Genomic DNA, 14,207 nt, shown 5'->3' with positions numbered 1-14,207 from the left:
AAAAAAAAGTCGATTTTCATTAGAAAATCGACTTTTTCATTTAACATGACTATGAATACTACTGACCGAAAATTTATTTTAAATTTTTCTCAAAATCTACTTCAAAGATATTTGTAAAAGCATTTTTGATCTTACCTTTTTCATTCATGACAATGGTTCTTTGTATTTTATTAATAGCCCATTTTGCCTTTAAGTCTTCAAAGTTTGTAGACCTTAACTCTGTTATACCATCAAATTTATAGTTCGATAGCAAATTTTTCCAATCTTTTTGAGTGTCGTTTACGTTAATGGCAATAAACTGATATTTTGGATACTTCTTTTTTAATGCAATAACCTTTTTGTGAACCGCTTCTAGGTGAGATATTGATTTACTTGTCCACAGAAACACAACAGTATTTTTTAAAATTACCTTATCAGATGTTAGTTTATTATCTAGTTTGTCTATTAATTCTACTGCTGGTAGTTCATAATTTGGTTTTAAAAGTTGAATCGCATTTCCAATTTTTAAAATCTCGTTTTTATAACTCTTGTCAGTAGAATATTTGTAATAAGTATCGATAAAAATATTGTTATTTACGATATTCTGATCTTCAAGTAGGTATTGAAAAGCAATATTGTTAAGTATTATATTTTTAATCTTTTCGTTTTTAATTAAAGTGTCTGCAATGGTAAGTTTATTGATATTAGTTTTTAAAGATAAATCAACATCCGAAAAATGATTATGATAATTAATAGAAGCCATATTATTTAGTAAATGTGACAAATAATTCACAAAAGGGGAATAAGTAGATAGCAGTGCATTGTTACAGTCTACAGTTTTTCTATAATCATAAAAGTTCTTCGGAATTTTTTCATACACATCTTCCCCAGTTCTCATTTTGTGCATCCTCGGATACAGTTCTTTTTTAGAATAATGAGGTAAATCGACAGAGCTACGGGCAAATTTATCAAACTCTTCATTCCATTTTATTTCATTTTTTTTTGTCGTATAGAAATTTTTGGCATCACGATAAGTAGAGTCGATAAACTTTTGAAAGTTAACTACATCATATTGAAAAACAGGAAACATATTATTTTTATCCTTTTCATTTTTTAAATATTGTTCAATAAGAAAATTATTTTTCTCATCACCACGACCGCAGAAAGATAGTGAGCCGTCAAAATCTTTAGTGTTAACTCGAACCATTAAGCTATCATTTTTATCAAAATATACATATTGATATTCGGGTTCGTGTTTAAAGGTGTATAATCCTGGAGACAAGGAGTCGAAATGTATAAAAAAACGGTTTTTTTTGTCGAGCTTTAAGGTATCAATTACCTCATTATCTTTGCAAAAGTAAACGTATTCACTATTTGGATTTACTATTTCTCCACCAAAATACGCAACATAGTCATTTGCCTTAAAATCGCTTTTGCATGAAGCAAAAAACAAAAATAGTACCAGTGCTAAACTGATTTTTTTCATTTGACTTAACAATAATATTTGAAGATACATCAACAACAAAAATATCTAGATGAATCGAATATTTCTGTTAATCATTAGTTAAATATAATTAGCACAAAAAGTCTGATTTATTGTTATTTATCTGGGAAGTCTATTTTTTTAAAATCGCTTAAAATCTCGTTTATTGTAATTTATTTTTTACAAATAAAACTAGCTGCTTTTTATTTTAATCACTGAACACTATTCATTACTTTTGCAAAAAAATAAAACATTTTAGTCCATGCTCACAGTTTCTAATTTATCGGTACAATTTGGCAAGAGAATATTATTTGATGAAGTTAATACCACTTTTACGCAAGGTAATTGTTATGGTATCATTGGAGCTAATGGCGCAGGAAAATCCACTTTTTTGAAAATTCTTGCAGGTGATATTGATCCAACATCGGGAAGAGTAATACTTGAGCCAGGTAAACGAATGTCGGTTTTGAACCAAAATCACAATATGTTTGACGAGCATACGGTTTTGGAAACTGTGATGATGGGAAATAAAGTACTATTTGCCGTAAAATCTGAAATGGATGCCTTGTATGCAGATTATACTGATGAAAATGCCAATAGAATAGGAGAGTTGCAAGTTCAATTTGAAGAAATGAATGGTTGGAATGCAGAGTCTGATGCGGGTTCTATGTTGTCGAATCTAGGAATATCGTCAGATATGCACTATACTTTGATGAGTGAAATGGAAGGGAAAATGAAAGTTCGTGTCCTTTTGGCACAAGCACTTTTTGGAAATCCAGATGTGCTAGTAATGGATGAGCCAACCAATGATTTGGATTTTGAAACCATCACATGGTTAGAAAATTTCTTGGCCAATTATGAAAATACCGTTATTGTTGTTTCTCATGATAGACATTTTTTAGACTCCGTTTGTACTCATATTTCAGATATTGATTTTGGAAAAATTAATCATTTTTCAGGAAATTATACTTTTTGGTACGAGTCCAGTCAATTGGCCGCACGTCAGAAAGCACAGCAAAATAAAAAAGCAGAAGAGAAGAAAGCAGAGTTAGAAGAATTCATTCGCCGTTTTAGTGCCAACGTAGCAAAATCTAAGCAAGCTACTTCGCGTAAAAAAATGATTGAAAAATTAAATCTAGACGAAATCAAACCTTCAAGTAGAAGATATCCTGCTATTATTTTTGATGTTGAAAGAGAAGCTGGTGATCAAATTTTGCATGTTCAAAACTTAGCTGCTTCTGTAGATGGCGAAGTATTATTCAAAAATGTTGATTTAAACATGGCAAAAGGCGACAAAGTAGTTGTTTTTTCCAAAGACTCGCGTGCAACAACCGCTTTTTATGAAATATTAAATGGAAATCAAAGAGCTGATGCAGGAACTTATGATTGGGGAATTACAACCACTCAATCTTATTTGCCAAATGATAATAGTGAATTTTTTATTGATGGAAGTTTGAATTTAGTTGATTGGTTACGCCAGTTTGTAAAAACCGAAGAAGAGCGAGATGAAGTTTATGTTCGTGGTTTTTTGGGAAAAATGATTTTCTCGGGAGAAGAAGCGTTGAAAAAGTGTACGGTCCTTTCTGGCGGTGAAAAAGTTCGTTGTATGTTGTCAAGAATGATGATGATTCGCGCTAATGTGTTGATGTTAGACGAGCCAACAAATCACTTAGACTTAGAATCGATTACAGCATTCAATAATTCACTGAAAAATTTTAAAGGTTCCGTATTGTTTACAACACATGACCATGAGTTTGCGCAAACTGTCGCAAATAGGGTGCTTGAAATTACTCCCAATGGATTTATTGATAGATACATGACTTTTGACGAATACTTAGACGATGAGAAAGTTCAAGAGTTGAGAAAGAAAATGTATAACTAGTGATAATCAACCCAAGCTAAAACTTGGGTTTTTTTATTGAAAAATCGGAGTAAAACTATCTTTAATAAATTCTATTACTGTGCGATTTTACAAAAGTATTTAAAAGCAATAATGCTTTTTTATTGCCAATATTTTGTAAATTGTTTTTACTAATATCGTTTAATCCTGTTATCGCAGTGATTTCTTTGTAGGATGATGAATGAAAACCCATTGTCCATTCGTTAAATTGTCTGGCTACTTTTTTACCTTCATGAACAACAATTATTCCTTTATGTCGTGTATCGGTTTGTATCTTGGAAAATAGATTGTAAACATCATTCTTGTTTCCTTCTAAAATTTGAAGAAAATCACCATCGATATACAACAAAATTCCTGTTATATTATGTTCAAGATTATATTGGCGGGATTTTTGTAATAAGCCACGAATATCTTCTTCTAAAAGAAATTTAGTTCCCGAACTCATGTAAACTAACTCATACATACCAATAATATTTATTTAAAGTTACAACAATGAAAATTAATATCGGGATTTATTATCTTAAGATTTCTGCAAACTATGATATTTTTTAATTCTTAGCTCATTATTCATATATTTGCATACCAAACAACACTGCTATGAGTCAAAAAATATTGCTCACTTCTACAGAAGTCAATATCATACTCCATCGTTTGGCTTGTCAATTAATTGAAAATCATCTTGATTTTTCAAATTCAGTTTTGGTAGGTATTCAACCACGTGGTATTTTTTTTGCAAACCGTATTAAAAATATTTTAGAACAAAATTATCAAGTCAAAGATGTTAAGCTCGGATTTTTAGATATTACGTTTTTCCGTGATGACTTTAGGAGAGGAGAAAAACAATTAGAAGCAAATAAAACCCAAATCGACTTTTTGGTAGAAGATAAAAAAGTAGTTTTTATTGACGATGTACTTTTCACTGGTAGAAGTATTAATGCAGCATTAACTGCTATTCAATCTTTTGGGAGACCATCAGAAGTAGAACTTTTGGTATTAATAGATAGAAGATTCAGTCGACACCTACCAATTCAGCCTGATTACCGGGGAAGACAAGTAGATGTTATTAATAATGAAAAAGTAATTGTCTCTTGGAATGAAAAAGATGGAGAAGATGCAGTTTACTTGATTTAAGATTAATTATTTTCGATTTAATTTAGATTAAAAACATTCAATAAATTACTAAAATGTCCGAACTGTCCGTTAACCATTTATTAGGCATAAAATACTTAAAAAGAGAAGACATCAACTTGATTTTTGAAACTGCTGATTATTTTAAAGAAGTTATTAATCGTCCTATAAAAAAAGTTCCTTCTTTACGCGATATTACGATAGCCAATATTTTTTTTGAAAATAGCACGAGGACAAAACTTTCGTTTGAATTAGCACAAAAGAGGTTGTCAGCTGATGTGATTAGTTTTTCAGCGGCACAGTCTTCTGTAAAAAAAGGAGAAACTCTAATTGATACTGTAAACAATATCCTTGCAATGAAAGTAGACATGGTGGTGATGCGCCATGCCAATCCTGGAGCAGCATATTTCTTGTCACAAAATGTAAAGGCAAGTATTATTAATGCTGGTGATGGTGCTCATGAACATCCAACACAAGCTTTATTGGACAGTTTTTCGATTAAAGAAAAATTGGGTGAAGTGGGAGGAAAGAAGGTAGTAATTGTTGGTGATATATTGCATTCCCGAGTAGCGTTATCTAACATTTTTGCGCTTCAAATGCAAGGTGCAGAAGTAAAAGTTTGTGGACCAAAAACATTAATTCCGAAATATATTGAAAGTTTGGGAGTATCGGTCGAGTCTGATCTTCGAAAAGCACTTGAATGGTGTGATGTGGCAAACATGCTTAGAGTTCAAAACGAAAGAATGGATGTTAATTTTTTTCCATCAACAAGAGAATATGCGCAGCAATATGGCGTTGATAAATCGTTGCTTAATTCGCTGAACAAAGAAATTGTTATCATGCATCCTGGGCCAATCAATCGCGGTGTAGAAATTACTTCTGATGTTGCCGACTCTCAACAATCTGTAATATTGGATCAAGTAGAAAATGGTGTAGCAATTAGAATGGCTGTGATTTATTTATTAGCAGCAAAAATTCAACAATAAAAAATCCTCTAGCGTTAACTAGAGGAATTTTATCTATTCTATCTTAAAATTTTTAAGTTGCTTTAGCTTTTCTTTCCATGTGGCTAATTCTTCTTTCTTCAATTCTATGTTTTTCAAAACTTCTTTAACCATGGGGTTATCGGCTTTAGCTCTACCAAAAAATTGAATATTATTTTCTAATTGAAAAATTTCGCTCTGAGCCTCTTCGATTCTACGCATGATAAAAACTTTTTCATTATCTAGTTTTCTAGAGTCTGTTCCGGCTAAATGGTCAAGTTTATTGGCATATCGCGCCATTTCATTGTCTTTTCTACTAAGAGTCAGTTTTTCGAATAAAGCATCGAGTATTTTATTGAATTTACCTTCAATATGTCTGCGAGCAAAAGGAACTTTTCCAAAACTCTTCCAAGTTTCAATGTGTGCTTTAATAGAGTCTAGATCTGATTTATGCTCTCCAATTAACTCGAAAGATTTTAATTTTTCTAGGTATTCTTTTTTCTTTTCGAAGGCTTCTAGTTCCTCTGCATTGGACTCGCTTCTTTCTTCTTTAAGCTTTTCAAAATATTGATTACATGCCGTTCTGAAATCAGTCCACAGTTTGTCGGAAAATTTTCTTGGAACATGACCTATGGTTTTCCATTCTTCCTGAATCTGTTTCATCAATGGTGTTGTGGCAGCAAAGTCAGTACTATCTTTTAACTCAATGGCTTTAGCTACAAGTGCTTGCTTTCTAGAAAGATTGTCATTTTGGTCTTTCTTAATTTCTTTATAAAAAGAGTTTTTTAACGAGTTGAAGTCTCTAACTGCATTTTTAAAAGCAGTCCAAGTTGCTTCATTAACTTCTGATGGTACTTTTCCTGTCTTGAAAAATTCATCTCTTAAGACTTCAACTTTTGCAACCTGTGCTAACCAAGCTGTGTGAGAGCTCACTTTTTCTTGGGCTAAAACTTCAATTTGTTCAATAAGTTCCTTTTTCTTTACAAGATTATTGGTTTCAACTTCACGGAGCTTTTCAAATAAAACTTCGCGCTTATCATGCATTTGTTTGGTTAATTCGCTAAATCTGTTCCAAATTTCATCACGATGCTCTCTAGAAACTGGACCAACTTCTTCTTTCCAAATTCGATGTAAGTCTTGTAACTCACGGAAAGCTTTATTGATATCATCTTCTTTAATTAGTTCTTCAACGCGCTCAATAATTTTTAGCTTTTGTACTAAATTATGTTTAAAATCCAAATCTCTAATCTCTCTATCTAAATGTAGAATGTCATAGAAATTTTCTAAGTGGAAATGATAATTATTCCACACGTGGTTGTATTTATCTTTCGGTATCGGACCAGCAACTTTCCAACGATCTCTTAAATCATTGAATTTTTTTAACGTAACAGGAATACTATCTTGACTATGAACAAGATTTTTCAATTCTTCAACTATCGATAATCTATTTTCTAAATTAGCTTTTAGATTGTTTTGAAGGCTTTTAAAATGATTATTTAATGTATTTCTGTATTGCGTATATAATTGATCAAATTTTATTTTTAGTGGAAAGTGATAGTGAAAATCTTCTTTAGGTTCTGTTTCGTTACTTTGTGTTTCAGCTAAGAATTCTTCTTTTTTCTCTTCAATAAAATGGTGGTATTTTGATAAAAAAGATTTTTTTAATTCTTCTACATGGTCTTTAACAGACATTACTTTTTCAATGGTAACTAAATGTCCTAGCTCATCAACGAGCTGTTCCATTGAAAGTGCTTCATAATCGAGCATTGGAATTTCATGTCGATCTTTCAAAGTTTCATCTTCACTTTCTTCAGCATTAACTTGTTCAATGGCATTAATAACGAATTGATTTTCTGTATATGCTATATTTTCGTCAGCAGCTATTACTACAATCGCGTTATCATTTGCTAATTCTTTTACTGACGAATTAATACTATTTTCATTAAAACGCGTTTCTTCAACTGGTGCTTCATCAGTATTTTCAACCGTTTCTTCTACCAATTCTCTGATTTCAGTAGCTAATTCAATCTCGTCTTCTGTAAGTTCCTGTGTTAAAATAGCAACAACTTTCTCTGTTGATGTATCTGGAACAGGTGTTATAGTTTCCTCTTTAGGAATTTCTACTTCTAAAGCAGTTTCAATATTTTCTTCACTTGATGAAGCTTGGTTTAAAGCTTCGGTAGCGGAAAATTCTGATGAGTTATTAATTACACTTCCATCTGCATCTTGCAGGTTATCATTCTTTTCTTCTAACATTTTGTGAATGTTTAAGGGTTAAACAATTTGAGGGCGAAAGATAGTAAACTACTGTTGAAATACAAAGAAAATCAATGTTTTCTGTGTATTTCGTGCAAAACAATAAATAGCTTTAATCACAATTAAAAAACTCTGTTGCTTTACAACAGAGTTTATTTGAAAAAATAAAATAAAATTTAGTTTATGATTACTTTTTTTGTAGCTGATGCATTATCGGAAGTAAATCTCAAAAAATAAAATCCTTTTGGTAAATTGCTTATAGAGTAAGTATTGTTATCAAAAATTGGTTTCTTTATTTGCTGAACTAGTTGACCATTTATAGTGATGATGTCAATTTCTTCCACAGCACTATTTGATTGAATTGTGATGATGTCTTTAGCCGGATTTGGATAGATTGATATCGTGTTTTCGAAGTCAAAAGTTGGATTGTCAAGAAATACCGTCGGCCATCTATTCTGTGCCATTGGTCCACCCCAAATTAAAGTTGCTAAATATGGATTATCGATAAATGGATTTCTGTTTCCTTGTCCAAGGGCATTAAATGGATTACCCAAGTAGGTGTTTCTATTATCTTCATATTGAGAAACAGGATCTTCCGCATTCCATTGGAGTAAAAGATTAACCATGCTGGGATCATTAGCATTTGTAGTTCCTGTTGCAACATATGTTGGTAGACATTGTATACCATAATGCAAATACATATACATAATAATCCGTGCTACATCTCCTTTCCATTCATCTCCTGGATACCAATTTGCTCCAACAGGTCCCGAGTTTCCTGAACCAGCGGCAAATAATCTATTTCCTCTATTACTATTTCTTTGCACATCACAAGCTCGCAACATATGTGCATCAGCACCTGGTCCGAACTGCCCTAAATCAGGAACTCCAAGAGATTGTGCGAATATATGTTCTCTATTCCAATTTCCATCAGCACCGCTATTAAATTCCTTATTTCTAGAGCGATCATTTGTTACATCGGCGTCGGAGCCATTTTCCCATCCATATACCAATAGAACGTTATTGCTATTTGTTGGGTCTAAGTCTACAATTTTAAGTGCATTCCAAACATCAGGAGTATAAGACAAAAAATTAGTATGCCTATTAATAGTAGTTTGTGCTAAAGCATTTCGCAAGTTTGTACCTGTTTGCGTCCAATTAAATCCATTATAATATGGGCTTGCTGGTGCACCAGCTTGCGAAAAAATGATAGAGCAGGTTAATAAAAAGTGTAATGTGATTAATTTTTTCATTATATTATTTAATTTTTTCGTTCAAGTAATGCCATATAGAAGCCATCATAGCCAGTATCTTGCGCTAATATTTTGGTATCTTTTATAAAAGTAAAGGATTTACCGATTTCAGTGTTTAAAAACCGATTAACTTGTTCTTGATTTTCAGATGGAAGAATAGAACATGTAGCATACACTAATTTTCCTCCTGGTTTTACAATCTTAGAATAATTTTCTAACACCTCGGCTTGCACTTTTTTTATGTTTTCGATGAATTCTGGTTGCAATTTCCATTTAGCATCAGGATTTCGCTTTAAAACCCCTAGTCCGCTGCATGGTGCGTCAATTAATACTCGATCAGCTTTTTCATGGAGCTTTTTTATCACTTTGGTACTGTCAATTATTCGATATTCTATATTAAAAGCACCATTTCTTTTGGCTCTTAGTTTTAATTGTTTCAGCTTGCTTTCATACAAGTCCATAGCAATTAATTGTCCTTTATTTTGCATTAATGAAGCCATATGTAAAGTTTTTCCACCAGCACCAGCACAAGTATCAACAACTCTCATACCAGGTTGAACATCTAGAAAAGCGGCTACTAATTGTGAAGAAGCATCTTGTACTTCGAATAAACCTTCCTTAAAAGCATCAGTCAAAAAAACGTTAGATCTTTCTTTCAAAATTAAAGCGTCAGGCTGATTTTTTAAATAATCGGTTTCAATATTTAAATCCATTAAAATAGCTCGAAGTTTTTCTTTTGTAGTTTTAAGAGTATTAACTCTCAAAATAACTTGTGCCTGCTTGTTTTGAGCTTCAATCTCTTTTGTCCACAACTCTTCTCCTAATTCTTTTAAACCTAACTCATCCATCCAATCAGGTATGGACTCACGCATTTTTCTAATTTTTGATAATTCGTCAAAACGGCCTTTAATTTTTCTTTCAGGCGTACCTTCTAGTTGTCTCCAATCTGGTATCGGATAACCACGTAAAACTGCCCAAACAGCGAATATTCGCCACAATTGCTCTCTATTCAATGGTTCTTTAACATCGGCAATTTCCATGTACAGTCTTTTCCAGCGAACTATTTCGTAGATGGTTTCTGCAACAAATTTTCTATCGGAACTTCCCCAACGTTTGTCTTTTTTTAGGGAACGAGCAACAACTTTATCAGCATATTCTCCTTCGTTAAAAATAGCATTTAAAGCGTCAATGGTGGTATAGACTAAGTTTCGATGTAATCGCATGTTGTAATAAAAATAAGCAAACAAAGATATTGGTTTTTTAATACAGTTAATCAAATTTAACTGCCTAAAAATAGAAATGATACATTATTACTTGCTATTTATGCCATAGTTTAGTTTAAAATCGGATATTGAAACTCAAAACTTTTTAATTTTTCAAATAAATTTAAAATGATAAATATTACATCTATTAAATCACAAAAAAACTTAACACGACATTTTATTTTGGATTTTACAAATTCAATTATTTCAAATCAAACAATTATGTTGTTAAATTCAGTAAATGATTTAAAAAATATTTCACGTAACAAAAGTGTAGGGTATCAAATTTTTATTTAGCATTTTATAATCAAAATTACTATTTCTCAAAAACACACTTATGAAATAATCTAAAATACTATATTTTCATCTAATCTTTTTTTTAAAAATAATGATGTTATATTTAATGATAGAAAGATTACAATATAGTTTTATCGCCTCTAATTCTGTGCATCTCAATTTTTTCTGGTGCATGCAGAACTAACGGAAATTGCTCAATTTTAACAGAACTACTATCTAATCCAAAACCTTTTTCTTCAGATAAACTGAATTTTTTGATGATGAAATAAGTGTTCATTACTACTTTTTCAAAAAAGGTTAAGTCACTATCGTTTGAAAGGAATTTTTCAGATAATACAACTTTAAAATCTCCAATAATATTATTTTTATTTAATGACTCATATCGACTTGTAATATCAACTTCGCCATTTTTCACCATATCTTTTAAAACTTCTTTGAACATCAAATTAATTTTAGTTGGCTCACGAAAACCAAGATAGAAATCAATTCTAAACATATCATCTTTCATTATTTCAGTGACCTTATATTCTTTTTTATAAGGCTCATTTAATACATTTACATGAATAAACCAGTACAAATCGGCACGTTTTGGTCTTTTTTGAAGTATAGAATACATTACTTTTTCTTCAATTTCGTCGCTTCTGTTTGAGTTAGTCATATATACTAAATGTGTAGCATATTTGGGTATAGATAAATCGACACTTAACTCAGAAAGTACTTTTTTGTAATCGTCAATTTTGACAATTTTAGTATAGTTTTTACTAATTTGTTTGGCCAAATACCAAGTTGCCATGATGCCTATTAAGCCAATTGCAATTATTAATGTTACAAAACCACCATGAAAAAATTTTACAACATTTGCATAAAGGAAGCTGAATTCTATTACTATATAAACTGTTATTAATGGAATGATGAAAAATAGTTTAACTCTTTTTAAAATCAAATAAAAATTCAATAAAACAGTGGTCATTATCATACATAAAACTATAGCTAAACCATATGCATGTTCCATATTAGAAGACTCTTTAAAGTACAAAACAATTCCAATACACCCTAATAAAAGTAACCAATTTATTGACGGAATATAAAGTTGACCTTTTACTTCTGTAGGATATTTAATTTTAACTTTCGGCCAAAAATTAAGACGCATTGCTTCATTAATTAAAGTAAAAGAACCACTAATCAGCGCTTGTGAAGCAATCACAGCAGCCATAGTTGCAATTACAATTCCAATCGGTAAAAACCAATCTGCCATAATTAAATAGAACGGATTACCTGCTTTTCCACCAAGCTCTGCCAAGGTTTGTCCTTCGTGATTTATTAAATAAGCACCTTGACCAAAATAGTTTAAAAGCAACATCAATTTAACAAAAATCCAACTTACCCTAATGTTTTTTCTTCCACAATGACCCATATCAGAATATAAAGCTTCTGCTCCTGTTGTGCAAAGGAAAACTGCGCCAAGAACAAAGAAACCCTCAGGATGAATTTGCAGTAATTCATAGGCATAATAGGGATTTACAGCATGGAAAACACTGAAATCTGATAGAATTTGAATAGTTCCTAAAACTCCTAACATAGTAAACCAAATTAGCATCATCGGTGCAAAAAAACGCCCAACAAGCTTTGAACCAAATTGCTGTATGGTAAACAATGCAATTAAAATTCCTATAACAATAGGTATTGTGTTTATTTCTGGATTAAAATTTCTAAGTCCTTCAACTGCTGATGATACTGAAATGGGTGGTGTTATAATTCCGTCGGCAAGTAAAGCACTACCACCAATTATGGCTGGTACAATTAGCCATTTAATTTTGGTCCTTTTTACAAGAGCAAACAAGGCAAAAATTCCGCCCTCGCCGTGGTTATCAGCACTTAGCGTGATAATGACATATTTTAGTGTTGTTTGTAGTGTTAATGTCCAAAAAATACAAGAAATTCCTCCTAAAACAATATCCCTCGAAATTGCATGAACTCCTAATATAGCTTTCATTACATATAAAGGCGAAGTTCCGATGTCACCATAAATAATTCCTAATGTTACTAGTAATCCACCAGTGGTAAGTTTGCTGTGAAGCTGATGATTATGAGCATTCATAAAATAATGTTAAAAAGGATTGCAAATGTACATTTTTTTTAAATCTATTTTTCATGTCCATATTTTATTGAATAAAAAAAAGAGCATTCGCTCTTTTTAAGTTTCATCTTGGTCGCTTATCTCTATATTGTTGCAATAGCTTTCTGTTAAAATCTTCTTCGGCTTTCTTGAGCTTTAAAATTTTAATTGGAGGAATTACACCTTTCAAATTACTGATTAATTTCTTTTTGGCTTGATACAACTCGTCTTCGGTGCTTTCCATTTGTAACAATAAAGTTGAAGCCTCTTTTTCGGACATTTTATTTAGTGAATCGTCATCTATTCTATCTAAATAGCCTTTCATTTTTTGTTTTCTAATGTCTTGCTGTTTTTCTTCAAAAGCATTATAAATAGGCCAAAACTTGGCAGATTCTTCAGAAGTTAATGATAGTTCATCAGTGATGAAGGCTATTTTTAAAGATTTGATTTTATCTCTTTTGCCTTTTATAAGTAAGCCATTTTGCGCAAACCCAAATGCTGAAAACGATATTAAAATGACAAGAATTATTTTTTTATGTATCATAATTTAATTAATTAAGTATTGTTCAAATTCGAAATTGTTAATTAAAATTTCTTCTAAATCTTCTTCTTCAAGTTGTAAGTCAATTTTAATTTTTTCTAGATCTTCGGTTTCTAGAGAGTTTACTAGTTCTTCCTCTGTAATGTTGGAATGAAAGGTTAGATAATCTTCTAATACTTCTGAATTTATTTCATTCGAACTCGATTGGTATATAAAGTATACCGGAATTGATAGCAATAAAATCAAAATAGCTGCTACTTTAAAAAACCATTTTTTTCTATTTTCAAAAATTGAAAATACTTTTGTCTCACTCGCAGGTAATTTGGTTAGTAGTTTTTCTGAGAATGAATCGAAATAATCATCAGGAACGTTAAATCCCGAATTGATTTTTGATCCATTATCTAATTTAAATTCTTTCATGCTTTATAGACTTTTTTAATTGTATTTGGTTTAATTTGTTGTCATATAGTTTTCAATTTTTTTTACAGCATGATGATAAGATGCTTTCAAAGCACCAACAGATGTGCCTAGTATTTCTGACATGTCTTCATATTTTATTTCTTCAAAATATTTCATTTTAAAAACTAATTGCTGTTTTTCAGGCAATGAAATAATGGCTTTTTGTAACTTGAGTTGAATTTCATTACCATCAAAATAACTATCTGCTTTCAAATTATCTACTATTTTACTTTGTAAGGCTTCACTAGTTGTGCCATTTCTTTTTGCTTTTAAGTTGATAAAAGTGATGGCTTCATTAGTAGCAATACGATACATCCAGGAGAATAATTTACTTTCTCCTTTAAAATTTTTCAAATATTGAAAAACTTTCACGAAGGTATTTTGCAACACATCATCGGCGTCGTCGTGATTAAGAACAATATTTCTAATATGATTGTAAAGTGGTTTTTGATACTCGCGCAAGAGCTTTTCAAACGCTTGATTTTGCGTTTTTGGATTTATTAATGCTTCAATGAATTCTTTTTCTTCTTGCAAAGCGAAAATTTATCAA

The 14,207-nt window shown here is 31.2% G+C and carries 12 protein-coding genes; 3 read left to right on the top strand and 9 right to left on the bottom strand.

All coding sequences use genetic code 11. The features are described from left to right. Positions 1-73: 73 nt before the first annotated feature. Positions 74-1,465, bottom strand: coding sequence for a TlpA family protein disulfide reductase (locus WFZ85_RS07170; RefSeq protein ID WP_342695612.1), 1,392 nt, complete (start codon positions 1,463-1,465; stop codon positions 74-76). 259 nt (positions 1,466-1,724) lie between these two features. On the opposite strand from WFZ85_RS07170, the gene WFZ85_RS07165 reads away from it, so the two are divergent. Continuing rightward, complete coding sequence (locus WFZ85_RS07165) at positions 1,725-3,344, top strand: ABC-F family ATP-binding cassette domain-containing protein (protein WP_342695611.1); 1,620 nt, start codon at positions 1,725-1,727, stop codon at positions 3,342-3,344. A gap of 61 nt (positions 3,345-3,405) precedes the next feature. Here the strand turns inward: WFZ85_RS07165 and WFZ85_RS07160 are convergent, their stop codons facing one another. Continuing rightward, on the bottom strand, positions 3,406-3,825 hold the full coding sequence (locus WFZ85_RS07160) for a BLUF domain-containing protein (RefSeq protein ID WP_342695610.1): 420 nt from the start codon (positions 3,823-3,825) through the stop codon (positions 3,406-3,408). A gap of 134 nt (positions 3,826-3,959) precedes the next feature. Between WFZ85_RS07160 and pyrR the strand changes: the two genes are divergently transcribed. Then, positions 3,960-4,493 (top strand): bifunctional pyr operon transcriptional regulator/uracil phosphoribosyltransferase PyrR, encoded by a 534-nt coding sequence (gene pyrR / locus WFZ85_RS07155; RefSeq protein ID WP_342695609.1) that lies wholly within the window; start codon positions 3,960-3,962, stop codon positions 4,491-4,493. Positions 4,494-4,546: 53 nt separating this feature from the next. Then, positions 4,547-5,476 (top strand): aspartate carbamoyltransferase catalytic subunit, encoded by a 930-nt coding sequence (locus tag WFZ85_RS07150; protein ID WP_342695608.1) that lies wholly within the window; start codon positions 4,547-4,549, stop codon positions 5,474-5,476. 33 nt (positions 5,477-5,509) lie between these two features. Here the strand turns inward: WFZ85_RS07150 and WFZ85_RS07145 are convergent, their stop codons facing one another. The 7 genes from WFZ85_RS07145 to WFZ85_RS07115 form a co-directional block, all read right to left on the bottom strand. Then, on the bottom strand, positions 5,510-7,729 hold the full coding sequence (locus WFZ85_RS07145) for a DUF349 domain-containing protein (protein ID WP_342695607.1): 2,220 nt from the start codon (positions 7,727-7,729) through the stop codon (positions 5,510-5,512). Positions 7,730-7,905: 176 nt separating this feature from the next. Then, positions 7,906-8,982, bottom strand: a complete 1,077-nt coding sequence (locus WFZ85_RS07140; RefSeq protein WP_342695606.1) for an endonuclease — start codon at positions 8,980-8,982, stop codon at positions 7,906-7,908. Positions 8,983-8,990: 8 nt separating this feature from the next. Then, positions 8,991-10,205 carry an RsmB/NOP family class I SAM-dependent RNA methyltransferase gene (locus WFZ85_RS07135; RefSeq protein WP_342695693.1) on the bottom strand — a complete coding sequence of 405 codons (1,215 nt, stop codon included), beginning with the start codon at positions 10,203-10,205 and terminating at the stop codon, positions 8,991-8,993. Positions 10,206-10,659: 454 nt separating this feature from the next. Further along, positions 10,660-12,639, bottom strand: a complete 1,980-nt coding sequence (locus WFZ85_RS07130; RefSeq protein ID WP_342695605.1) for a KUP/HAK/KT family potassium transporter — start codon at positions 12,637-12,639, stop codon at positions 10,660-10,662. A gap of 103 nt (positions 12,640-12,742) precedes the next feature. Further along, positions 12,743-13,201 carry a sensor of ECF-type sigma factor gene (locus WFZ85_RS07125; RefSeq protein WP_342695604.1) on the bottom strand — a complete coding sequence of 153 codons (459 nt, stop codon included), beginning with the start codon at positions 13,199-13,201 and terminating at the stop codon, positions 12,743-12,745. Positions 13,202-13,204: 3 nt separating this feature from the next. Beyond that, positions 13,205-13,618, bottom strand: a complete 414-nt coding sequence (locus WFZ85_RS07120) for a hypothetical protein (RefSeq protein ID WP_342695603.1) — start codon at positions 13,616-13,618, stop codon at positions 13,205-13,207. 30 nt (positions 13,619-13,648) lie between these two features. Beyond that, positions 13,649-14,191 carry an RNA polymerase sigma factor gene (locus WFZ85_RS07115; RefSeq protein WP_342695602.1) on the bottom strand — a complete coding sequence of 181 codons (543 nt, stop codon included), beginning with the start codon at positions 14,189-14,191 and terminating at the stop codon, positions 13,649-13,651. Between the last annotated feature and the right edge of the window lie 16 nt (positions 14,192-14,207).

Origin of the sequence: Flavobacterium aureirubrum, assembly GCF_038739835.1 — a bacterium.
Classification (GTDB): Bacteria; Bacteroidota; Bacteroidia; order Flavobacteriales; family Flavobacteriaceae; genus Flavobacterium; species Flavobacterium aureirubrum.
This window is presented reverse-complemented; position numbering and strand designations above follow the sequence as displayed.